This window comes from Streptomyces sp. NPDC051172 (assembly GCF_040682555.1).
GTDB lineage: Bacteria > Actinomycetota > Actinomycetes > Streptomycetales > Streptomycetaceae > Streptomyces.
Genome location: NZ_JBFBBE010000063.1, coordinates 1 through 21,306, shown reverse-complemented (window position 1 = coordinate 21,306; position 21,306 = coordinate 1). Strand labels below are relative to the sequence as shown.

At 70.4% G+C, this 21,306-nt stretch carries 20 protein-coding genes and 2 pseudogenes; 11 read left to right on the top strand and 11 right to left on the bottom strand.

Features of this window, described 5'->3' with window-relative positions; genetic code table 11:
* Nucleotides 1–18 precede the first annotated feature (18 nt).
* Complete coding sequence (locus AB0N07_RS31210) at nucleotides 19–1,215, bottom strand: argininosuccinate synthase (protein WP_365840755.1); 1,197 nt, start codon at nucleotides 1,213–1,215, stop codon at nucleotides 19–21.
* 200 nt (nucleotides 1,216–1,415) lie between these two features.
* On the opposite strand from AB0N07_RS31210, the gene AB0N07_RS31205 reads away from it, so the two are divergent.
* The 3 genes from AB0N07_RS31205 to AB0N07_RS31195 all read left to right on the top strand — a co-directional run bounded on the left by AB0N07_RS31205 (nucleotide 1,416) and on the right by AB0N07_RS31195 (nucleotide 3,742).
* The gene (locus AB0N07_RS31205) at nucleotides 1,416–2,315 is read left to right on the top strand and encodes a hypothetical protein (RefSeq protein ID WP_365840753.1); all 900 of its coding nucleotides are present in this window, start codon (nucleotides 1,416–1,418) and stop codon (nucleotides 2,313–2,315) included.
* A 125-nt stretch (nucleotides 2,316–2,440) separates the two neighbouring features.
* Nucleotides 2,441–3,028 carry a pyridoxamine 5'-phosphate oxidase family protein gene (locus AB0N07_RS31200; RefSeq protein WP_365840751.1) on the top strand — a complete coding sequence of 196 codons (588 nt, stop codon included), beginning with the start codon at nucleotides 2,441–2,443 and terminating at the stop codon, nucleotides 3,026–3,028.
* A gap of 3 nt (nucleotides 3,029–3,031) precedes the next feature.
* Nucleotides 3,032–3,742, top strand: a complete 711-nt coding sequence (locus AB0N07_RS31195) for a L,D-transpeptidase family protein (protein WP_365840749.1) — start codon at nucleotides 3,032–3,034, stop codon at nucleotides 3,740–3,742.
* Here the strand turns inward: AB0N07_RS31195 and AB0N07_RS31190 are convergent.
* Entirely contained in the window at nucleotides 3,729–5,207 is a 1,479-nt protein-coding gene (locus AB0N07_RS31190) for a HAMP domain-containing sensor histidine kinase (RefSeq protein ID WP_365840747.1), read from the bottom strand. The genes AB0N07_RS31195 and AB0N07_RS31190 overlap by 14 nt on opposite strands.
* The gene (locus tag AB0N07_RS31185; protein ID WP_365840745.1) at nucleotides 5,204–5,944 is read right to left on the bottom strand and encodes a response regulator transcription factor; all 741 of its coding nucleotides are present in this window, start codon (nucleotides 5,942–5,944) and stop codon (nucleotides 5,204–5,206) included. Before AB0N07_RS31185 ends, AB0N07_RS31190 begins: the two co-directional genes overlap by 4 nt.
* Nucleotides 5,945–6,094: 150 nt before the next feature.
* Here AB0N07_RS31185 and AB0N07_RS31180 point away from each other — a divergent pair.
* The 5 genes and pseudogenes from AB0N07_RS31180 to AB0N07_RS31160 all read left to right on the top strand — a co-directional run bounded on the left by AB0N07_RS31180 (nucleotide 6,095) and on the right by AB0N07_RS31160 (nucleotide 11,046).
* A pseudogene (locus AB0N07_RS31180) lies at nucleotides 6,095–7,445 on the top strand (ferredoxin reductase family protein).
* A 16-nt stretch (nucleotides 7,446–7,461) separates the two neighbouring features.
* Nucleotides 7,462–7,941, top strand: a complete 480-nt coding sequence (locus AB0N07_RS31175) for an FMN-binding protein (RefSeq protein ID WP_365840743.1) — start codon at nucleotides 7,462–7,464, stop codon at nucleotides 7,939–7,941.
* A gap of 74 nt (nucleotides 7,942–8,015) precedes the next feature.
* The gene (locus AB0N07_RS31170; protein WP_365840741.1) at nucleotides 8,016–9,398 is read left to right on the top strand and encodes a ferredoxin reductase family protein; all 1,383 of its coding nucleotides are present in this window, start codon (nucleotides 8,016–8,018) and stop codon (nucleotides 9,396–9,398) included.
* Between the two features lie 30 nt (nucleotides 9,399–9,428).
* On the top strand, nucleotides 9,429–10,250 hold the full coding sequence (locus AB0N07_RS31165; RefSeq protein ID WP_365840739.1) for an FMN-binding protein: 822 nt from the start codon (nucleotides 9,429–9,431) through the stop codon (nucleotides 10,248–10,250).
* Complete coding sequence (locus AB0N07_RS31160; RefSeq protein ID WP_365840737.1) at nucleotides 10,243–11,046, top strand: FAD:protein FMN transferase; 804 nt, start codon at nucleotides 10,243–10,245, stop codon at nucleotides 11,044–11,046. The genes AB0N07_RS31165 and AB0N07_RS31160 overlap by 8 nt, the downstream gene beginning before the upstream one ends.
* Before the next feature lie 107 nt (nucleotides 11,047–11,153).
* Here AB0N07_RS31160 and AB0N07_RS31155 read toward each other — a convergent pair whose 3' ends face one another.
* The 8 genes from AB0N07_RS31155 to AB0N07_RS31120 are packed head-to-tail and all read right to left on the bottom strand — an operon-like array spanning nucleotide 11,154 to nucleotide 19,988.
* A complete protein-coding gene (locus AB0N07_RS31155) occupies nucleotides 11,154–11,693 on the bottom strand; it encodes an arginine repressor (protein ID WP_115909266.1) in 540 nt (179 codons plus the stop codon).
* A gap of 7 nt (nucleotides 11,694–11,700) precedes the next feature.
* Complete coding sequence (locus AB0N07_RS31150) at nucleotides 11,701–12,894, bottom strand: acetylornithine transaminase (protein WP_365840735.1); 1,194 nt, start codon at nucleotides 12,892–12,894, stop codon at nucleotides 11,701–11,703.
* Nucleotides 12,891–13,805 (bottom strand): acetylglutamate kinase, encoded by a 915-nt coding sequence (gene argB / locus AB0N07_RS31145; protein ID WP_365840733.1) that lies wholly within the window; start codon nucleotides 13,803–13,805, stop codon nucleotides 12,891–12,893. The genes AB0N07_RS31150 and argB overlap by 4 nt, the downstream gene beginning before the upstream one ends.
* Complete coding sequence (gene argJ / locus AB0N07_RS31140; RefSeq protein ID WP_365840731.1) at nucleotides 13,802–14,953, bottom strand: bifunctional glutamate N-acetyltransferase/amino-acid acetyltransferase ArgJ; 1,152 nt, start codon at nucleotides 14,951–14,953, stop codon at nucleotides 13,802–13,804. Before argJ ends, argB begins: the two co-directional genes overlap by 4 nt.
* A complete protein-coding gene (gene argC, locus AB0N07_RS31135; RefSeq protein WP_365840729.1) occupies nucleotides 14,950–15,978 on the bottom strand; it encodes an N-acetyl-gamma-glutamyl-phosphate reductase in 1,029 nt (342 codons plus the stop codon). Before argC ends, argJ begins: the two co-directional genes overlap by 4 nt.
* A gap of 45 nt (nucleotides 15,979–16,023) precedes the next feature.
* Nucleotides 16,024–16,422 carry a GtrA family protein gene (locus AB0N07_RS31130; RefSeq protein WP_365840727.1) on the bottom strand — a complete coding sequence of 133 codons (399 nt, stop codon included), beginning with the start codon at nucleotides 16,420–16,422 and terminating at the stop codon, nucleotides 16,024–16,026.
* Nucleotides 16,422–17,372 carry a glycosyltransferase family 2 protein gene (locus AB0N07_RS31125; RefSeq protein WP_365840725.1) on the bottom strand — a complete coding sequence of 317 codons (951 nt, stop codon included), beginning with the start codon at nucleotides 17,370–17,372 and terminating at the stop codon, nucleotides 16,422–16,424. The genes AB0N07_RS31130 and AB0N07_RS31125 overlap by 1 nt, the downstream gene beginning before the upstream one ends.
* Nucleotides 17,373–17,393: 21 nt before the next feature.
* On the bottom strand, nucleotides 17,394–19,988 hold the full coding sequence (locus tag AB0N07_RS31120) for a YfhO family protein (RefSeq protein WP_365840723.1): 2,595 nt from the start codon (nucleotides 19,986–19,988) through the stop codon (nucleotides 17,394–17,396).
* A 236-nt stretch (nucleotides 19,989–20,224) separates the two neighbouring features.
* Between AB0N07_RS31120 and AB0N07_RS31115 the strand changes: the two are divergent.
* The 3 genes and pseudogenes from AB0N07_RS31115 to AB0N07_RS31105 all read left to right on the top strand — a co-directional run.
* Nucleotides 20,225–20,469, top strand: a pseudogene (locus AB0N07_RS31115) (aminotransferase class V-fold PLP-dependent enzyme); the annotation flags it as partial.
* Nucleotides 20,466–20,897: a MerR family transcriptional regulator gene (locus tag AB0N07_RS31110; RefSeq protein ID WP_365840721.1), complete on the top strand. Its 432-nt coding sequence runs from the start codon at nucleotides 20,466–20,468 to the stop codon at nucleotides 20,895–20,897. The pseudogene AB0N07_RS31115 and the gene AB0N07_RS31110, both read left to right, overlap by 4 nt.
* Nucleotides 20,894–21,306: carboxymuconolactone decarboxylase family protein (locus tag AB0N07_RS31105; protein ID WP_365840719.1), on the top strand; the 413-nt coding region annotated here is incomplete at its 3' end. The genes AB0N07_RS31110 and AB0N07_RS31105, both read left to right, overlap by 4 nt.

Genomic DNA, 21,306 nt, shown 5'->3' with positions numbered 1-21,306 from the left:
ACGCGAGGTCACGTCAGGCTATGCCTGCGACCGGCGCTGGGCTGCGATCTTCGACGACAGGCTGTAGATGTCGATGAAGCCCTTGGCCGCGGCCTGGTCGAAGGTGTCGCCGGTGTCGTAGGTCGCCAGGTTGAAGTCGTACAGGGACGACTCGGAGCGCCTGCCCGTCACGACCGCGCGGCCGCCGTGCAGGGTCATCCGGATGTCGCCGTTGACGTGCTGGTTGGCTTCGTCGACGAAGCCGTCCAGGGCGCGCTTGAGCGGGGAGAACCACTGGCCGTCGTAGACGAGTTCACCCCAGCGCTGCTCCACCTGCCGCTTGTACCGCGCGAGTTCGCGCTCGACGGTGACGTTCTCCAGCTCCTGGTGGGCCGTGATCAGGGCGATCGCGCCCGGCGCCTCGTACACCTCGCGGGACTTGATGCCGACGAGGCGGTCCTCGACCATGTCGATGCGGCCGATGCCCTGGGCGCCGGCCCGCTCATTGAGCTGCTGGATCGCCTGCAGGACGGTGACGGGCCTGCCGTCGATCGCCACCGGGACGCCCTGCTCGAAGGTGATGATCACCTCGTCGGCGTCGCGCGGGGTCGCCGGGTTCGAGGTGTACTCGTAGATGTCCTCGATCGGGGCGTTCCAGATGTCCTCCAGGAAGCCCGTCTCGACCGCGCGTCCGAAGACGTTCTGGTCGATGGAGTACGGGGACTTCTTGGTGGTGGCGATCGGGAGCTGCTTCTCCTCGCAGAACGCGATCGCCTTGTCGCGGGTCATCGCGTAGTCGCGGACCGGGGCGATGCACTTGAGTCCGGGGGCGAGGGCGACGATGCCGGCCTCGAAGCGGACCTGGTCGTTGCCCTTGCCGGTGCAGCCGTGGGCGACCGTGGTGGCGCCGTGCTTGTGGGCGGCGGCGACGAGGTGCTTGACGATCGTCGGCCGGGAGAGCGCGGAGACCAGCGGATAGCGGTCCATGTAGAGGGCGTTGGCCTTGATCGCCGGCAGGCAGTACTCCTCGGCGAACTCGTCCTTGGCGTCGGCGACTTCGGCCTCCACGGCGCCGCAGGCGAGGGCGCGCTTGCGGATGACGTCCAGGTCCTCGCCGCCCTGGCCGACGTCGACCGCGACGGCGATGACCTCGGCGCCCGTCTCCTCGGCGATCCAGCCGATGGCGACGGAGGTGTCCAGACCGCCTGAGTAGGCGAGTACGACGCGCTCGGTCACGGGGGTCTCCTCACACCGCATTCACTGACATGCATGAGTATGCAGTGCTCTGCATGATTCGTCAATCGACCTCGGGTGGCAGCAGGGCTGTGGAGAAGTTCCGATGGACGGTTGAACAAACGAAACCGCTTACCCGTACTTCACCCCGAACGCCGGCGCCGCGTCTGTAAACCCACTCCTGACCCAAGTGAGGCATCCGCATGTCCAGGGCTCTTCCGAAGTACAACAAGCGTCGCGTGGCGATCATCGGTGGCGCTGCCGCGGTGGCGCTGTCCGGAGCGGTGATCGCCGGTTCCGCCCTCGCCGGGACGCCGTCCAAGAGCAGCGGGAACAACGCCCGGACCCTGGCCGCGTCCCCCGGCACCATCACCTGCCAGGACGTCGCCTCGAAGCTCCCGGCGATCCCCGCCTCCGCACAGGCCGAGGTCACCCGCAACCTCACCCTGCTGCAGACGCAGATCCAGGAGGCCAACAACCGGCTGCAGAGCACGGTCGGCCAGGGCGGCCCGAACTTCGTGAACAACGCCATCCTGGGGCCCCTCAAGGACAAGCGGGTGGCGACCATCAACCGCATCGCCACCGCCATCGGGCGTACGGCGGCCAAGCCGACCGGCCTGGACGCGCTGGCGCCGTGCACGCTGAACGCCGGCGGCGGGAACACCGGGGCCAACGCGGGCAACGCCAACGCGGGCAACGCCAATGCAGGCAACGCCAATGCAGGCAACGCCAATGCAGGCAAGGCCAATGGAGGCAACGCCAACAAGGGCAACGCCGGCTCGGGCGCCTCCGCCGCGGGCGCCTCCGCCGCGGGCACCATCAGCTGCCCGGACGTCGCCTCCAAGCTCCCGGCGATCCCCGCCTCCGCACAGGCCGAGGTCACCCGCAACCTCACCCTGCTGCAGACGCAGATCCAGGAGGCCAACAACCGGCTGCAGAGCACGGTCGGCCAGGGCGGCCCGAACTTCGTGCAGAACGCGATCCTCGGCCCGCTGGCCGACAAGCGGAAGTCGACCGTCGACCGCATCGCGACCGCCATCGGGCGCACCGCGGCCAAGCCGACCGGCCTGGACTCCCTGGCCGCCTGCACGCTCACCAAGTAAGAGGCGTGACAGGTGCTGTGGCCGCCCCGATAGAGCGCCGGCCGGGGCGGCCACGGCCGACGGCAGCCAAGCGGAGCCCGTAATTCCTTAGACGGGCGAAAGGTTTGCGTCCATAATCGTGAGGCGTGGGAAAGACTTATGAACGCATAGACGGCAGGCTGCGCACATTCATCGAGGCGCAGCCCCTCTTCTTCACCGCGACCGCTCCGCTCTCCGGCGACGGCACGGTCAACCTCTCCCCCAAGGGCCTCAAGGGCTCCTTCGCGGTGATCGACGAACTCACCGTGGCCTATCTGGACTTCGCCGGATCCAACGCGGAGACCATCGCGCATCTGCGGGAGAACGGGCGTATCACGCTGATGTGGTGCGCTTTCCAGGGCCCGCCGAACATCGTGCGGGTGCACGGGCGCGGAGAGCCCGTCTTCCGCGACGACCCGCGCTTCAAGGAACTGCTCACGCATTTCCCGGACATCGACCCGGCCCCGCACGGTCTGCGGGCCGTCATCCTCGTGACGGCCGAACTCGTCCGCGACACCTGCGGTTACGCCGTGCCCTTCATGACCTACGACGAGGACCGTGACCTGCACGGCAAGCGTTTCGCGCGGGAGGACGACGCCTCGCTCGGCGAGTACTTCGCCAAGAAGGAGCACATCGCCACGAGCCTGGATGGCCTACCCGGGCTGCCGTTGCCGCTGCCCCCGTCTACGGTCTGAGCCATGCGATCAGCTCTCGTCGCCGGCGCTCTGGTGTGCGTCTCGCTCCTGGTCCTCGGTACCGTGCCGGCCTCCTCGGCCTCCGGTGCGCCGCTTCCCGCCCGGATGGCCGACACGGGCGGCGGTACGCAGCTGATCACCGCCGTGGCCCCGAAGGCGGCCTCGACGACCGGCACGGTCACCTGGTGGGACCTGCGGGGCGGCCGGTGGGTGAAGGCCGGTTCGGCGTCCGCGCGGTTCGGGGCGAAGGGGCTTGTGGAGGGGGCGTCGCGCAGGCAGAACACGAACACGACTCCGACCGGGCTGTACGACCTGCCGTACGCCTTCGGCATCAAGGCCGCGCCGCGCGGGACCCGGTACGAGTACCGGGCCGTGAAGCAGAGTTCGTGGTGGTGCGAGGACATCCCCTCGACGTCCTACAACCGTTGGACGGATCCGCGTCCGGCCGACTGCCGTGCCTCCGAGTCCGAGCACCTTGCCTCGTACGGGACGCAGTACGCGTATGCGTTCGTCATCGGGTTCAACTACCACCAGCGCGTTCGGGGGCGCGGCGCCGGCATCTTCCTGCATGTCAACGGGCGTGGGACCACCGCGGGTTGTGTGTCCGTGCCCGGGTCCGCGATGCGGGCGATTCTCAGGTGGGCGGTTCCCGGGAAGGAGCCGCACATCGCTGTCGGAACAGCGAGCGGGAGTACGGCGATCACGCGGTACTGAGCCGCACGGAGAAGGTGGTCGAGCCCGCCTTGCTCTCGAGGCTGACACTCCCCCCGTGTGCCTCCGTGACCGCCGCCACGATCGACAGGCCCAGCCCCGCACCCCCGCCGGGGGCGTCCTTGCGGCGGCGGTGTTCGGCCCGGGTGAAGCGTTCGAAGACGCCCGGCTGGATGTCCTCGGCGACGCCAGGGCCGTCGTCGTGGACCTTGAGGAGGACGGTCGTGCCCTCGGTCTCGAGGGACACCGTCACCTTCGTGCCCACGGGTGTGTGCACACGCGCGTTGGTCAGCAGGTTGGCCAACACCTGTTGGAGTCGGTGGGCGTCGCCGTTCACCGTGACCGGTTCCTCCGGCAGCTCCAGGCTCCAACGGTGCCCGGGGCCCGCGGCCCGGGCGTCGGTGACGGCGTCCAGGACCAGCATGGTGAGGTCGACGGGTTGCCGTTCCAGGGGGCGGCCCGCGTCCAGTCGGGCCAGCAGCAGCATCTCGTCGACCATCTCGCCCATGCGGGACGACTCGGCGGCGATGCGCTCCAGGGCCCGGGTGATCTCCGGTGGTACCGGGCCCGGGTGCAGCAGGGCCAGCTCCGCATGGCCGCGGACCGAGGCGACCGGGGTGCGCAGTTCATGGCTGGCGTCGGCGGCGAAGCTGCGCAGCCGCTCCTCGCTGGCGTGCCGTTTGGTCAGGGCGTCCTCGACATGGCCGAGCATGCGGTTGAATGCGCCGGCGACCCGGCCCACCTCGCTGCGCGGGTCGGACTCGGGGGCGCGCGGCGGCAGGGCCACCTCGCCGCTTGCAAGGGGGAGCTCACTGACCCGGGTGGCGGTCGCGGCGACCCGGCTCAGCGGTCGGAGGGACCAGCGCACCCAGAAGGCGCCCGCCACCCCGGTGAGGGTGAGGGCGGCGCCGAAGACGATCCCGGCGACCAGTTCCAGGCGGTGGACGGTGGCCTCCACGGGCTCCAGGGGCAGCCCGGTGATCAGGACGTCACCGTCGAGGCCCCTGGACGCGGTCACCCGGTAGCCGTACAGCGTGGAGAGCCGGACGCTGTGGCCCCTGCCGTCGACCGGGACCTCGGCGAGCTGCCTGGTGTCCCTGGCCGTCAGCGTGACGTCGACGACTCCGCCGGTCTTGATGACCGCGGCCCTGGTGGCCGTGGAGTCGACCAGGCGGGCGCCGAAGGTGCCGGCGCCCTGTCTGCGGTCGTCGCCGCGGTTGTCCGCGTCGTGGTCGCTGGGCAACTGGCCACCGTGTTCGAGGCTCACCGCGAATCGGTTCCCGGTCTGCTGCAGCTGCTCGTCGAGGCGGCTCGTCAGGAAGCCGTTCAGCTCGATCACGGCGGCCAGGCCCACCGCCGCGCAGCTGACCGCGAGCAGCACCACCAGGCCGAAGGTGAGCCGGGCCCGGAGTGTGCGCGGGCGCGGCAGGCGACGCAGAACCCGCAGCGGACCACCGACGAACCTCATGCGACCACCGGCTTGAGCACGTAACCGGCTCCGCGCACCGTGTGGATCATCGGCTCGCGGCCCGCGTCCACCTTCTTGCGCAGGTAGGAGATGTACAGCTCGACGACGTGGGCGCGGCCGCCGAAGTCGTAGGACCAGACCCGGTCGAGGATCTGCGCCTTGCTGAGCACACGGCGGGGGTTGCGCATCAGGAAGCGGAGCAGTTCGAACTCGGTGGGCGACAGCTCGATGAGCTCGCCCGCCCGGGTCACCTCGCGGGCCTCCTCGTCCATCACCAGGTCGCCCACCGTCAGCCGCGGGCCCTCGTCCAGCTGGCGTGCCATGCCGGCGCGGCGCAGCAGTCCGCGGACCCGGGCGACGACCTCCTCCAGGCTGAAGGGTTTGGTGACGTAGTCGTCGCCACCCGCCGTGATGCCCGCGATGCGGTCCTCGACCGCGTCCCGTGCGGTCAGGAAGAGGACGCACACGTCCGGCTTCACGACGTGCAGGGAGCGCAGCACGGCGAAGCCGTCGGTGTCCGGGAGCATCACGTCGAGCACGACGGCGTCCGGCATCAGCTCCCGCGCCTCGGTGAGGGCGGTGGCGCCGTCACCGGCCGTGCGGACCTGCCAGCCCTCGTAGCGCAGGGCGCCGGAGAGCACTTCGGCGAGGTCCTCGTCGTCGTCGACGACGAGGACGCGCAGCGGAGTGCCGTCGGGGCGGGTGAGGGCGGGGCGGCCGGAGCGGGTCGTGTTCATCTCTCCAACAGGATCGCCCCTCGAAGCGTGCGCGGACGGCGCCCGGTGGCTCTGAGTTTCCTCTGAGTGGGCTCAGCGGGCGCCCTTTCAGAGCGTGCTGAGAAGTTACCCCGGCACAGTTGCGTCCGATAGAGGCGAAAGGACGCACATATGACCACCACGTACGACCGGCGGACGGCACCGGCCGTGGCACCGCCCGCCCGGCGTTCCCCCGCGGGCGCCGTGCTCGCGCTGCTGTGGGCCGGGGCGGCGGCCGTGGTCGCCCTGTGGTGGGTGGACACCACGTCGGTGGTCGGCGCCGCCGGCTGGCTGACGGGGGCCGGGCGGATCGCCGGGCTGCTGTGCGGGTACGCCTGCGCGGTGCTGGTCGGGCTGATGGCACGGGTGCCGATGCTGGAGCAGCGGGTCGGCTCCGACCGGGTGGCCCGCTGGCACGCGATGGCCGGCCGCTACACGATCAGCCTGCTGGTGGCGCACGTCGTGCTGATCCTGCTCGGTTACGCCGCCCAGGACCGGGCCTCCGTCCTGCACGAGGCGGTCACGGTGGTCCTGGACTACCCGGAGATGCTCAAGGCCACGGCCGGGACGGTCATCCTCTTCGCGGTCGGCATCACTTCGGCCCGTGCCGTGCGGCACAGGACCAGTTACGAGTTCTGGTACTACGTCCACCTGCTCACCTACGCGGCCGTGTTCCTGTCCTTCGGCCACCAGCTGGCACTGGGCAACGACTTCAACGGGCACACGCTCGCCACGGCCGCCTGGTACGCGCTGTACCTGGGTGTCGCCGCCCTGGTGCTGTGGTTCCGGATCCTCGCCCCGGTGCGGCTGAACCTGCGACACCGGCTACGGGTCCAGTCCGTGCACCGCGAGGCGCCGGGCGTCTACTCGGTCGTCGTCCAGGGGCACCGGCTGGACGAGATGGGGGCGCGGGCGGGCCAGTTCTTCCGCTGGCGGTTCTTCGGCGAGGGCATGGGCTGGACGTCGACGCCGTACTCGCTGTCGGCACCGCCCCGCCGTGACCTGCTGCGCATCACCGTCAAGGCGCTTGGCGACCACAGCGCGGCCGTCTCCCTGCTGCGGCCCGGCACCCGGGTGTGGGCCGAGGGGCCGTACGGCTCGCTGACCGAGGACCGGCAGACCTCGCCGAAGTCCCTGCTGATCGCCGCCGGTGTGGGCATCACGCCGAAGAGCACTGTTCGAGACGCTGCCCGGGGACGTCACGCTCGTGTACCGGGCGCGCACCGCCGAGGACCTCGCCCTCGGCGGCGAGCTGGAGGCCATCGCCCGCTGGCGCGGCGCGAAGGTGCTGTACGCGCTCAACGGGCAGGACGGCCGGCGCCCCAGCCTGACCGCGCAGAACCTGCGGGCCACCTTCCCCGACCTGGCCGTCCACGACGTCTACATCTGCGGTCCGCACGGCTTCGCCCAGGACCTGTACGAGGAGCTGCGCGACGCCGGTGTGCCGGACCGCCGTATCCACCACGAGTCGTTCGAATTCTGAGAGCAGAGGCCGTCAAGTGCACGCGCTGAAGAAGAACCGTCCGCTGCGTCGCATCGTGCTGGCGAGCGCCGCCACCGTCTCCGGCATGGTGCTGCTGCTGTCGCTGAAGCCGCACGCCTCGCCGGAGGCCGCCCTGGCGGTGCCCGTGCCCAGCAGCAGTTCGAGTGCGTCGAGCGGCTCCACCGGGTCCGGTGGCTCCGGAGGATCGACCAGCACCGCCACGAAGACCGTCACGGGCGACACGGTCCAGACCCAGTGGGGGCCCGTCCAGGTCCGCGTCACCCTCGAGGGCGGAAAGCTCACCGACGTGACGGCCGTGCAATACCCGACGGACAACCCGCGGGACCAGCAGATCAACGGCTACGCGCTGCCCCGGTTGCGCAGCGAGGCGCTCCAGGCCCAGAGCGCGAACATCGACACCGTCTCGGGAGCCACGTACACAAGTGGCGGTTACCGCCAGTCACTCCAGTCCGCACTGGACTCGGCACGCGGCTGAACACACCGGCGCCGCGGCACGTATCTCAGGGCCAAGGGACCACGACAGCCCCCTTGCCCCGCCCCGGAGGAACAGTGACCACCACGCTCGCAGGCGGCCGCGCCGCCCGCCGCCAGACGATGCGCCGCATCCGTCCGCGCCGCTCCCCGGCGACCGTCCTGCTGCTCGCCGTATGGGCGGGCGCGGTCGGTGTGCTGTGGCTGTGGTGGCACAACACACCGTCCATCGCCGACCAGAACGGCAAGATCCTCAACGCGGGCCGGATCACCGGCCTGCTGGCGGGCTATCTGATGGCACTGGTCGTGCTGCAGATGGCCCGGGTGCCCGCTCTCGAACGGCGCGTCGGCTCCGACCGGGTGGCGCGCTGGCACGCAATGAGCGGCCGCTACACGCTCTGCCTGGTCTTCGCGCACGTCTTCCTCATCATGTGGGGCTATGCGCTGCAGGCGGGCAAATCGCTCGGCGACATCGTCCAGCAGACGATCGACTCCGTCAACCAGCTGCCGGACATGGGCAAGGCGGCCATCGGCACCGGCCTGTTCGTCCTCATCGGGCTGACGTCGATCGGCCCGGTGCGGCGCAGGATCCCGTACGACACCTGGTACCACGTCCACCTGCTGACGTACGGGGCCGTGTTCCTGACGTTCTGGCACCAGATCACCACCGGCAACGACTTCGCCGTCGAGCCGACCGCGAAGACCTTCTGGTACGTGCTGTACGGGTCGGTGACCGCGCTGGTCGTCTGGTACCGGATCCTCACCCCGATCCGGCTGAACATGCGGCACCGCATGCGCGTCGAGGCCGTGATCGAGGAGACGCCGGGCATCGTCTCGGTGCTGATCGGCGGGCGGAAGCTGCACCGGATGGGTGCGGAGGCCGGGCAGTTCTTCCGGTGGCGGTTCCTCGCACCGGGCATGCGGTTCTCCTCCCACCCGTACTCGCTGTCGGCGGCGCCGCGCCCCGACATGCTGCGGATCACCGTCAAGGCGATCGGCGACCACAGCGCCCGGCTGCGCGAGCTGACGCCCGGCACCCGGGTGTGGGCCGAGGGCCCCTACGGTGCGATGACCGCGCAGCGGCGCAGCCGCGGCAAGGTGCTGCTGGTGGCGGGCGGAGTCGGCATCACGCCGATGCGGGCACTGTTCGAGACGCTGCCCGGCGCCTCCGGTGACATCACGCTCCTGTACCGGGCCAACACCACGCAGGACTTGGCCCTGTGGGACGAGCTCGCCGCCATCGCCGACGACCGCGGCGCCAGGTTGATGTACGCGGTCAACAGCCCGGACGGGGAGCGCCCGGACATCTCGGCGGAGCGGCTGCGGCAGAAGCTGCCGGACATCGAACAGCACGACGTCTTCATGTGCGGGCCGGCCGGGTTCGCGCAGGGCGTGTACGAAGCACTGCGCGGGGCGGGAGTGCCCGCCCGCCGCATCCATCACGAGTCGTTCGAGATGTGAGCGACGGGACTTCAGGAGTCTGGGAAAGCGATGAAGAAGAGTCACCCCATCCGGCGTGTCGTGCTGGCCACCGCCGCCACCGTGTCGGGCGTCGTACTGCTGCTGTCGCTGAAACCGGCGTCCGCCCCGAACGCCCAGGCGGCCGGTGCGGCCCCGCAGCAGACCGCGGCCGCGCAGGAGTCGCCCCAGGGCGGCACCGCGGGCGCCGGGAGCGGCACGGTCGACGGCAGCGTGGCCCAGACCCAGTACGGCAACGTCCAGGTCCGGCTGACCGTCAGCAATGGCAAGATCACCAAGGCTGAGGCGATCCAGGCGCCCAAGGGCGGCACCAGCGACCAGAAGACCGCCCTCTCCATACCGAAGCTGACCAAGGAGACGGTCGCCGCGCAGAGCGCGCAGATCGACTCGGTCTCCGGGGCGACGTACACGAGCAACGGCTACAAGCAGTCGCTGCAGTCGGCGATCGACAAGATCAAGGCGAGCGCCGGTTCCTCGAAGGGCAGCGCCGGCACCTCCCAGGGCGGCGGCGGGGGCTCGTCCTCCGGCAAGTCCCAGGGCTCGGGCTCCGCGAGCACGCAGGCCAAGACCGTCACCGGCAGTGTCGCGCAGACCCAGTACGGGCCGGTCCAGGTCCGGATCACGGTGGCGAACGGCAGGATCACCAAGGCCGACGCGGTGCAGGCGCCCAAGGGCGGGCTCAGCGACCAGAAGACCGCGATGGCCGTCCCCAAGCTCAACCAGGAGGCGGTGGCGGCCGGCAGCGCGAAGATCGACGCGGTGTCGGGTGCCACGTACACGAGCAGCGGCTATATGCAGTCGCTGCAGTCGGCACTGGACCAGGCCGGTGGCTGAGTCGGTGGCCGAGTCGGCAGAAGCTCCCGCCGCGGTGCGTCATGCGGAGGAGGTCATGGGGACCGTCTTCTCCTTCGACGTCCGCGGCGGGGAGCCCGGTGCGGTGCAGGCGGCGCTGGCGGAGGCGATCGCCGGACTGCACCGGGTGAACGAGGTGTTCAGCACCTACCGCGAGGACAGCCAGGTCTCCCGGCTCGCGCGGGGCGAGCTGACCGTGGAGCAGTGCGCCCCCGAGGTCGCGGAGGTGCTCGCGCTGGGCGCCGAGGCGGAGCGGGTGAGCGACGGCTGGTTCAGCATGCGCTACGAAGGGCGGCTGGATCCCACCGGCATCGTCAAGGGCTGGGCCGCCGAGCGCGCGGCCCGGCTGCTGGCCGCCGCCCCCGGGGTGAGCGGCGTGAGCATGAACGGCGGCGGAGACGTCCAGCTGCTCGGCACGCCCGAACCGCACCGGCCCTGGCGGGTCGGGGTGGCGGACCCGCTGCGTCCGGGCGGACTCGCGGCGGTGGTCTCCGCGGCCGGCGCCGACGAGTTGGCGGTGGCCACCTCCGGCACCGCCGAGCGCGGCGCCCACATCGTCGACCCCCGCACTGGCCGCTCCGCGGTGAGCGACCTGGTGGCGGTGACGGTGGTGGCCCCCAAGCTGACCTGGGCGGACTGCTGGGCCACGGCAGCCTTCGCCATGGGCTCCAACCAGGGCCTGCGCTGGCTGGAGTCCCTCCCGGACGTGGAGGCCCTACTGATCACGGCAGGCGACGAGGTGAGATGCACAGGAGGCCTCGCATCCAGGCTCGGGTAGGCCGGGGCCCCGTCAGGGGCGCGGGGCTGTATCAATTTGCGGCTCCGCCGCGTGGGCGCGAGCAACCCCCACAAGCCCGCAGTCGGCGAACGACCAGAAGTCCCTTTTCAGTGGCCGTTCTGAGCCAGCCTCAGCAAATGCTCGGCCAGCGCATTACCCCCACTCGGATCCCGGCTGATCAGCAACAACGTGTCGTCACCGGCAATCGTGCCAAGGATGTCGTGCAGTTCCGCCTGGTCGATGGCCGAGGCCAAGAACTGCGCAGCCCCCGGAGGCGTCCGCAGCACCACAAGATTCGCGGACGCCTCCGCAGAGATCAGCAGCTCCTGCGACAACCGCCGCATCCGCTCTTCCTTCGCCGACTCCCCCAGCGGCGCCCGGGGGGTCCGGAAACCCCCCTCGCTCGGCACCGCATAGATCAGGTCGCCGTCGTTGTTGCGGATCTTCACCGCGTTGAGCTCGTCCAGGTCCCGGCTCAACGTCGCCTGCGTGACGTTCAAGCCGTCGTCGGCCAACAACTTCGCCAACTGGCTCTGGGACCGCACCGGTTGCCGGTTGAGGATGTCCACGATCCGGCGGTGGCGTGCGGTGCGGGTCTGCGGCACGGCAGGCCCGGCGTGCTGTGCGTCGTCCTGCGCGTGACTCATCGTCGTCTCATTCTCCGGATCCGTCCCCGTTGGCCTGGTCCAGGATGCCGGGGAGCGCCTGGAGGAACGCGTCCACCTCGTCGTCGCCGAGAGTCAGCGGCGGCATCAGCCGTACGACGTCGGGGGCGGGTGCGTTCACCAGGAATCCGGCCTCCTGAGCCGCCTGGCGCGCCTGGGGCGCGAGCGGCTCGGTGAGCACGATACCCAGGAGGAGGCCCGCTCCCCGGACATGGGCGATCAACGGGTGGCCCAGTGACTCGATTCCGTCCCGCAGCTTCTCGCTCTGCTGCTTGACGTTCTCCAGCAACCCCTCGTTCGCGATCGTGTCCAGGACGGCGAGTCCGGCGGCGCAGGCGACCGGGTTGCCGCCGAAGGTCGTGCCGTGGTGGCCGGGCTGCAGCAGCTCCGCGGCCCGCCCGAAGGCGACGGTCGCGCCGAGCGGCAGTCCGCCGCCGAGGCCCTTGGCGAGAGTGACGACGTCCGGCAGGACGCCCTCGTGGGCCTGGTACTCGAACCAGTGGCCGGTCCGGCCGACTCCGGTCTGCACCTCGTCCAGGACCAGCAGCGCACCGGTCGCGGCGGTGATCGCACGGGCGGCCTTGAGATAGCCGGGCGGCGGGGTGACCACGCCGATCTCGCCCTGGATCGGCTCCAGGACGACCAGCGCGGTCTCCTCGGTGACCGCGGCCGCAAGCGCCTGCGCGTCGCCGTACGGCACATGCGTGACGTCACCCGGCAGCGGCAGGAACGGCTCCCGCTTGCCCTGCTGGCCGGTCATCGCGAGGGCGCCCATGGTGCGGCCGTGGAAGCCGCCCTCGGTGGCGACGACGTGGGTCCGCCCGGTCAGCCGGCCGATCTTGAAGGCGGCCTCGTTGGCCTCGGCGCCCGAGTTGCAGAAGAAGACCCTGCCGTCCCGCCCGAAGAGCTGCAGCAACCGCTCCGCAAGGGTCACGGCGGGCTCGGAGATGAAGAAGTTGGAGACGTGGCCGAGCGAGCCGATCTGCCGGCTCACCGCCTCGACGATCGCCGGGTGGGCGTGGCCGAGCGCGTTGACCGCGATGCCGCCGACGAAGTCGACGTACTGCTTGCCGTCGGCGTCCCACAGCTTGGCGCCCTCGCCGCGCACCAGGGGCAGCAGCGGGGTGCCGTAGTTGTTCATGAGCGCGCCCTGCCACCGCGCGGTCAGTTCCTGGTTGCTCACGACTCCCCCTGTACGTGCGGATTCTCGTCGGGCACGACCATCGTGCCGATGCCCTCGTCGGTGAAGATCTCCAGCAGGATCGAGTGCTGGACCCGGCCGTCGATGACGCGGGCGGTGGTGACGCCGTTGCGGACGGCGTGCAGACAGCCCTCCATCTTCGGCACCATGCCGGAGCTCAACTCCGGCAGCAGCTTCTCCAGTTGGGAGGCGGTGAGGCGGCTGATCACCTCGTCGCTGTTGGGCCAGTCCTCGTAGAGGCCCTCGACGTCCGTGAGGACCATGAGGGTCTCGGCGCCCAGCGCAGCAGCGAGTGCCGCAGCCGCCGTATCAGCATTGACGTTGTAGACATGTCCGTCGTCCTGGCTGCGGGCGATCGACGAGACGACCGGGATGCGGCCGTCGGCGAGCAGTGCCTCGATCGCGCCCGTGTCGATCTCGGTGATCTCGCCCACCCGCCCGAGGTCGACCAGTTCGCCGTCGATCTCGGGCCGGTGCTTGGTGGCGGTGATGGTGTGCGCGTCCTCGCCGGTGAGGCCTATGGCCAGCGGGCCGTGCTGGTTGAGCAGGCCGACCAGCTCGCGCTGGACCTGTCCGGCGAGCACCATGCGTACGACGTCCATGGCGTCCTCGGTGGTGACGCGCAGGCCGGCCTTGAACTCGCTGACGATGCCGTGCTGGTCGAGGGCGGCGCTGATCTGCGGGCCGCCGCCGTGCACGACGACCGGCTTGAGGCCGGCGTGGTGCAGGAACACGACGTCCTGCGCGAAGGCGGCCTTCAGGTCCTCGTCGATCATGGCGTTGCCGCCGAACTTGATGACGACCGTCCTGCCGTTGTGCTTGACCAGCCAGGGCAGCGCCTCGATGAGGATCTGGGCCTTGGGGAGCGCGGTGTGCTTACGAGTGGTGCTCATGACGAATAGGCGCTGTTCTCGTGGACGTAGTCGGCGGTGAGGTCGTTGGTCCAGATGGTGGCGGTCTCGGGCCCGGCGGCGAGGTCGGCGACGATGTGCACCTCGCGGTAGCGCATGTCGACCTTCTCGCGGTCCTCGCCGACGCCGCCGTTCTTGCAGACCCAGACGCCGTTGATGGCGACGTTGAGCCGGTCCGGCTCGAAGGCGGCCTTGGTGGTGCCGATCGCGGAGAGCACGCGGCCCCAGTTGGGGTCCTCGCCGTGGATGGCGCACTTGAGGAGGTTGTTGCGGGCGATGGAGCGGCCCACCTCGACGGCGTCGTCCTCGCTCGCCGCGTTGATCACCTCGACCTTGATGTCCTTGCTGGCGCCCTCGGCGTCGCGGATCAACTGCTGGCCGAGGTCGTCGCAGACCTGCCGTACGGCCTCCGCGAACTCCTCGTACTCCGGGGTGACTTCGGAGGAACCCGAGGCGAGCAGCAGCACCGTGTCGTTGGTCGACATGCAGCCGTCGGAGTCGACCCGGTCGAAGGTCGTGCGCGTCGCCGCCCGCAGCGCCCTGTCCAGTACGTCGCCATCGAGGGCGGCGTCGGTGGTGAGGACGACCAGCATGGTGGCGAGGCCGGGTGCGAGCATGCCCGCGCCCTTGGCCATGCCGCCCACGGTCCAGCCGCCCTTGGTGACCACGGACGTCTTGTGGACGGTGTCGGTGGTCTTGATGGCGATGGCGGCCTTCTCACCACCGTGCTCGGAGAGCTGTGCGGCGGCCGTCTCGACGCCCGGGAGCAGCTTGTCCATGGGCAGCAGCACGCCGATCAGACCCGTGGAGCAGACCGCGACCTCGATGGCACCCCGGCCGAGGACCTCGGCGGCCTTCTCGGCGGTGGCGTGCGTGTCCTGGAAGCCCCTGGGGCCCGTACAGGCATTGGCACCGCCGGAGTTGAGGACCACGGCGGAGACCTGGCCGCCCTTGAGGACCTGCTCGGACCACAGCACCGGCGCGGCCTTCACGCGGTTGGAGGTGAAGACACCGGCGGCGGCGCGGCGCGGCCCGTTGTTGACCACGAGGGCCAGGTCCGGGTTGCCGTTCTCCTTGATTCCGGCGGCGATGCCGGCCGCCGTGAATCCCTTGGCTGCCGTGACGCTCACGGTGCGACTCCGATCGTGGAAAGCCCCGTGGACTCGTCGAGTCCGAGGGCGAGGTTCATGCTCTGGACGGCACCGCCCGCGGTGCCCTTGGTCAGGTTGTCGATGGCGCTGATCGCGATGATGCGGCCCGCCGCCTCGTCATGTGCGACCTGCACCTGAACGGCGTTGGAACCGTAGACGGACGCCGTCGCGGGCCACTGGCCCTCGGGCAGCAGGTGGACGAAGGGTTCGTCGGCGTAGGCCTTCTCGTAGGCGGCGCGCACGGTCTCGGCGGTGACACCCGGCCTGGCCTTCGCGCTGCAGGTGGCGAGGATGCCGCGGGGCATCGGTGCGAGGGTCGGCGTGAAGGAGACAGAGACCCGCTCCCCGGCCGCCGCGCTGAAGTTCTGGATCATCTCGGGGGTGTGCCGGTGGCCGCCGCCGACGCCGTACGGCGACATCGAGCCCATGACCTCGCTGCCCAGCAGATGCGGCTTGGGCGCCTTGCCCGCGCCGGAGGTGCCGGAGGCGGCGACGATCACGGCCTCGTTCTCGGCGAGCCCTGCGGCGTAGGCCGGGAAGAGGGCCAGGGTGGCGGCCGTCGGGTAGCAGCCGGGTACCGCGATGCGCTTGGACCCCTCCAGCGCGGCGCGGCCACCCGGCAGTTCGGGGAGGCCGTACGGCCAGGTCCCGGCGTGCGCGGAGCCGTAGAACCTCTCCCAGTCGGCGGCGTCCTTGAGCCGGAAGTCGGCGCCCATGTCGACGACGAGCACGTCCGGGCCGAGCTGCTCGGCGACGGCGGCGGACTGGCCGTGGGGCAGGGCGAGGAACACCACGTCGTGCCCGGCGAGGACCTCGGGGGTGGTCTCCTGGAGTATCCGGTCGGCCAGCGGCAGCAGGTGCGGCTGCAGTGCGCCGAGCCGCTGGCCCGCGTTGGAGTTGCCGGTCAGGGCCCCGATCTCGATCTCGGGGTGCGCCAGGAGCAGACGCAGGAGCTCTCCGCCCGCGTATCCGCTCGCTCCGGCCACTGCCGCACGTACCGCCATGTCATCCTCCTCCTGGATGGCATGACTATACGTATCGTTGCACGTTTATGCAATCGGGGCCGGGTCGGCCTTCGGGAGCATGATCCTGCGGGAGACGAGGAAGGTCACCGGGACGGCCGCCAGGGATGCGAGCAGCGGGGCGAAGCGGCTGCTGAAGTGCAGCAGGTCGACGAGGACGTAGACGCCGGCAGTCGTGATGACGAAATTCGCGGCATTCGTCAGAGGGAACAGCATGAATTTCCGCAGCGTCGGGCGTGTCCGATAGGTGAATCGCGCATTGAGGAAAAATGAACCCGTCAGGCTGAGCACGGTCGCGAGGACATGGGCGAGGAGGTACGGCAAACGGGTGAGGAGGACCAGATAGGCACCGTAATACGTGCCTGTGTTGACGACACCGATCACGGCAAAGGTGATCATCTGCCTGGAAACAAGTGCACTGCGCATCAGGGAATGAGGTCCTTCGCCCGGTCGACATTGCTCGCCTTCACCAGGAAGTGCGGGCGCCGCTTGACCTCGTAGTAGATGCGGCCGGTGTACTCCCCGATGACCCCGAGCATGATCATCTGCACTCCGGCGACGCCGGTGACGGCGGTGATGATCGTGACATAGCCGGGGGTCTGCACGCCGTTGACGAGCGCGGCGCCCACGATCCACGCGGTGTACATGACGGCGCACAGCAGCAGCCCCATGCCCAGGTAGAGGGCCAGGCGCAGGGGCCTGTTGTTGAAGGAGAGCAGCCCGTCGATGCCGTAGTTGAGCAGGCTGCGCAGGCTCCAGGAGCTGCGGCCGGCCTCGCGTACGGCGTTCTCGTACTCGAAGGTGGTGCTGGGGAAGCCCACCCAGGCGAACAGGCCCTTGGAGAAGCGGTTGTACTCGGTGAGCTCCAGGACCGCGTCCACCACGCGGCGGGACATCAGCCGGAAGTCGCCGACGCCGTCGACGAGTTCCACGTCGACGAGGCGGTTGATGAGCCGGTAGTAGAGGCGGGCGGTGACGGTGCGGGTCATCCGGTCGCCGGTCCTGGTGCGCTTGGCGATGACCTGGTCGTAGCCCTCCTTGCGCAGGTCCACCATGCGCTTGATCAGCTCCGGCGGATGCTGGAGGTCCGCGTCCATGACGATCACGGAGTCTCCCGTGGAGTGGCGCAGGCCGGCCAGCAGTGCCGCCTCCTTGCCGAAGTTGCGGCTGAAGGAGAGGTAACGCACGCGCGCGTCCCGGTCCGCCAGCCGCTCCAGCGCGGCGAGCGTGCGGTCGCGGCTGCCGTCGTCGACGTACACGAACTCCATGTCGTGACCGAGCGGAAGTAGCTCCTCCGCGACCTTCTGGACCTGGTCGTGGAAGCGCTCGATGACGTCTTCTTCGTTGTAGCAGGGTGCAACGATCGATATGAGCATGGTTCTTCCTCTGGGGACGCGTCAGAGAACGCCGGTCATGGGCTCGCGCGGGCGGGTGCGGATGGTGGGTGGGGCGGGCGTCGTGGAACGTCGTCGGCGTACGGCGGTGACGGCGCCGAGCAGGATCAGGGTCAGCAGCGAGGCGGCCCCGACGGCCGTGCCGAGCCGCAGGCCGGGCGGGTGGAACTGGCAGGTGAGGCTGGTCGAGGAGCCGTCGAGGGGGACGGCGATCAGGCCGTGGAACTGCTCGGCCGGTACGGCGTCGCCGTCGCCCGCGGCGCAGCGCCAGCCCGCGATGCGGGGAGCCGCAACGACCGCGAGTCCCCTGCTGCCCGCGGGGAGTTCGGCCCGGACGGTGGCGTCGGAGACGGAGACGTGCGTGGCTCCGGTGGCCTTGAGGTGTTCGACGGCCTTGTGCAGCCGGGTGGTGTCCAGGCAGCCGACGGCGCCGCGCGGGATGCGCCCGGGGCGGTCGGGGGTCAGTTCGATGCGCAGGCGGCCGGCGGCGGGGGCCGTACCGAGCGGTGCCATGGCGGCGCGGTTGCGCGGGTAATGGGCGCGGAAGAGCGCAGTGTGACCTGCGAGGCGTGCGGTGCCGGAGTAGTACGGGGCCCAGAGGTAGACCTGGCTGCCGGCCGGGCAGTCGGTCGTGATCGTCGGATGGGTGAGGGCGGTCCCGAAACCGACCCCGTCCTGCTCCCGTAGCGGCTTTCCGTTGTCGTCACGGACGGCGGTCCGGGGCACCGTGTAGACGCGGGCGCCGAGCAGGAGTTCCTGGTTGCGGTACGGCGACGGCCCGAAGGCCGCCCGGTCGGGTGCGCTGCGTACGGTCACCAGAGGCGGCACGTCCTGCCGGGAGACCCGCAACGGGCCGCCGAACTGCGGCAGGTGGGCCTGGTACGGGTCGATCGGCGAGTGCACCCGCGCTCCCACGGAGAGGACCGCGTCGGTGACGGGGTTGTCGAGGCTCTGCAGGTTGCGGCCGCGCGAGGTCCAGCCGTCGCCGAGGGCGGTGAGGGTGCGGGTGAGGACGTCGGCGGTGAGGCTGCTGTAGTACTGGGCGCCCTGGCCGCCGACCAGCACAGGGTCGTTGGCGACGGTCTGTTCCCGGCCCGGGTCGGTGCGGTAGCGCGGCCAGCCGTCGGCCCGTGCGATCGCCTCCGCCTGGGTCTCCTGCCGGACTCCCCAGGGCGCGTAGTCGTCCATGTGGCCGAGGCGGACCCGGGTGGCGACGGCGGAGGTGGCCGCTGCCTCTCCGAACTGCCCGCCGAACAGCAGCACCAGGGCGAGCCCGGCCATGGCGGTACGGCCGCGGCCGTCGGCGCGGCGCAACAGCAGCAGCCCGCCCGCCGCACCGATGACGGCGAGCACCAGGATCGGCCAGGCCACGGGCTTGACCTGGGGGCTCCGGCTCGCCACCGCGGTGATCAGGGCGAGCAGCGCTCCCGCGGCCCCCAGCACGCGCCGGTCGGGAAGGCCGTACGACAGGGCCTGCCAGGCGGCCATCACCAGCAGCGCGCACAGGACGAAGGCCTGCCGGTAGGGGCTGCCCTGGGGGGTGGCGAAGGCGTGCCAGACCAGATGGGTCGGCCCCCACTGCAGCGACAGCGCGACCGCGGCGACGAGCAGCGCCCATCCGGTGCGCACCCGCCCCGGGACCGCCCGGTGGAAGGGCAGCGCGAGGGCGAGGAGCAGCGCCGTCATGCCCACGTAGAGGGCCGGACTGCCGAAGCTGTACGTCGTGGGCAGCAGACGGGCCAGCAGGTCCTGGGTGTCCACGGGTGCGAACTGCACGACCCGCCCCGGGTAGGCGTGCCTGGTGCCGAAGTACACGACGGTCACCAGCGGTGCGGCCAGGCCCATGCCGAGGACGACGGTACCGACGGCGCGACCCGCCGCCCCGAGTCGCTGCCTTCGGGAGAGGTCGCAGAGCCACAACCGGAGCAGCAGCACCAGGCCGGCGCAGAGGGTGGCCATGTACGCGGTGTAGAAGTTGGCGATCCAGGCGAGGGCCACGATCAGCACGCCGAGCAGCGGGCGCCGGCGCTGGAGGGTCCACTCGCCGACCAGGCACAGCAGCGGCAGGGCGACGAGGCCGTCGAGCCACATCGGGTTGTAGTCGCCGAGCGCCACCGTCCAGCCGCACAGGGCGTACGAGGCGCCCAGCAGCCCGGCGCCCCACCAGCGGCCGGGGCGCAGACTCAGCAGCAGCCAGGCCATGGCCGCGCCGGCGGAGGCGATCTTCAGCACGGTGATCACATAGACCGCGAGGTCGATCTCGTCCCGTGGGAACAGGCCGACGAGCAGGGCGAACGGGCTGCTGAGGTAGGTGCCCAGGTCGGGCAGGAAGCTTGAGCCGAAGCCGGACTGCCAGTTGACGAAGAGGCCGCCGTCGGCCCGGCCGTGCAGCAGGTCCCACAGGTGCGCGTGGAAGGGCACGTACTGGTTGCCGAGGTCGTTGACACTGCGGGTGCGGGGGCCGAAGGGGTAGCTGCGGGCGATGGCGTCGGCGGTGCAGAACACGGCGGCGGAGATGACGGCCGCGAGCAGGGCCGCGGCCTTCTTCGGCGAGAGATGACCGCTCGAAACGGCTGTGGACAGTGTCGAGCGATCCATTCCTTGGCACTCCCCGCGGGTTATTGATTCGACGGCTTAGACGGACTCCGTTTCCGTTTGGTTGTGCCGTCCAGGAAAAGAGGTGAAGTCAATTCCGAATACGAGCGGGTGCTTATGAAATGGTGAACGACCGGGAAACAGAACTCTCCCGGCGAGTTATTTGATGGTGAAATTCAGCGGGCCTTGCGCGCCGCATAGGCCCGAGCGGCCCGCACCCGGTTCCCGCACTTATCGTGCACCACGTCGGCCAGATCCTGGACGAGCGCGGCATCGCCGTCCGCGTGGGCCACCACTGCGCCCGCCCGATCGTGCGACGCCACGGCATCCCGGCCACGACCCGGGCGAGCTTCTACGTGTACAACACCGAGACCGAGGCGCCGCCCTGACCGAGGGTGTTCGCGCAGCTCAGAAGTATTTCGGCGGCTGGCCGAGAAGCGGGCTTGACCTGGAGCGCGCTCCAGGTTCTACGGTTTGTTCATGACCAGCGGACACCCCCTCCCGCAGGATCGGGAACCGACCCTGACCATCGCCGAGGTCGCCGAGCGCACGGGCCTTTCGCACGACACCCTGCGCTACTACGAGAAGGCGGGCCTCATCGAGCGGGTCGGCCGGACCACGGGCAACCAGCGCCGCTACGACGCGGCCGACCTGGCCTGGCTGGAGTTCCTGCTGCGGCTGCGCGAGACCGGTATGCCGATCGCCGGGATGCAGCGGTACGCGCAGCTGCGGGCGCAGGGGGACGTCTCGGTCGCCGACCGGCTGGCGATGCTCCGCGAGCACCGCGCCGAACTGGCCGACCGGATCAGAGCGTTGCGCCGCAACGCACGGGCGCTGGACGACAAGATCGTCCACTACGAACGGCTGCTCGCCACGTTGCACGAGCGGCCGGGAACGGAAGACCGTACATGAGCGAGAGCACCACCCGCGAAGACCGCTTCACCCACGGCCTGGAGGTCCTGAAGAGGGTCGACGGCGAAGCCGGCCAGCGCGTAGTCGAGTCCCTCGCCGACATCAACCCCGAACTCGGCCACCAGGTCGTCGCCTGGGCCTTCGGTGAGATCTACGACCGCCCCGGACTCGCCCCGCGCGACCGGCAGTTGGTCACACTGGGCATGCTCACCGCGCTCGGCGGCTGCGAGGCCCAGCTCGACGTGCATGTCAACGCGGCACTGAACGTGGGCCTCACCCCCGAGCAGATCGTCGAGGCCCTGACCCACTCGGCGGTGTACTGCGGCATGCCGAAGGCGCTGAACGCGACCTTCGTCGCGAAGAAGGTCTTCACCGAGCGCGGGCTGCTGCCGCTCGGACAGCAGCCCGC

Excerpts from the sequence above, each read along its gene's own strand:
- AB0N07_RS31205 (WP_365840753.1), top strand. The coding sequence starts at position 1,416 with ATGTCCAGGGCTCTTCCGAAGTACAACAAGCGTCGCGTGGCGATCATC.
- AB0N07_RS31195 (WP_365840749.1), top strand. The coding sequence starts at position 3,032 with ATGCGATCAGCTCTCGTCGCCGGCGCTCTGGTGTGCGTCTCGCTCCTG.
- AB0N07_RS31190 (WP_365840747.1), bottom strand. The coding sequence starts at position 5,207 with ATGAGGTTCGTCGGTGGTCCGCTGCGGGTTCTGCGTCGCCTGCCGCGC.
- AB0N07_RS31185 (WP_365840745.1), bottom strand. The coding sequence starts at position 5,944 with ATGAACACGACCCGCTCCGGCCGCCCCGCCCTCACCCGCCCCGACGGC.
- AB0N07_RS31165 (WP_365840739.1), top strand. The coding sequence starts at position 9,429 with ATGAAGAAGAGTCACCCCATCCGGCGTGTCGTGCTGGCCACCGCCGCC.
- AB0N07_RS31155 (WP_115909266.1), bottom strand. The coding sequence starts at position 11,693 with ATGAGTCACGCGCAGGACGACGCACAGCACGCCGGGCCTGCCGTGCCG.
- argB (WP_365840733.1), bottom strand. The coding sequence starts at position 13,805 with ATGAGCACCACTCGTAAGCACACCGCGCTCCCCAAGGCCCAGATCCTC.
- argC (WP_365840729.1), bottom strand. The coding sequence starts at position 15,978 with ATGGCGGTACGTGCGGCAGTGGCCGGAGCGAGCGGATACGCGGGCGGA.
- AB0N07_RS31130 (WP_365840727.1), bottom strand. The coding sequence starts at position 16,422 with ATGCGCAGTGCACTTGTTTCCAGGCAGATGATCACCTTTGCCGTGATC.
- AB0N07_RS31125 (WP_365840725.1), bottom strand. The coding sequence starts at position 17,372 with ATGCTCATATCGATCGTTGCACCCTGCTACAACGAAGAAGACGTCATC.
- AB0N07_RS31120 (WP_365840723.1), bottom strand. The coding sequence starts at position 19,988 with ATGGATCGCTCGACACTGTCCACAGCCGTTTCGAGCGGTCATCTCTCG.
- AB0N07_RS31110 (WP_365840721.1), top strand. The coding sequence starts at position 20,466 with ATGACCAGCGGACACCCCCTCCCGCAGGATCGGGAACCGACCCTGACC.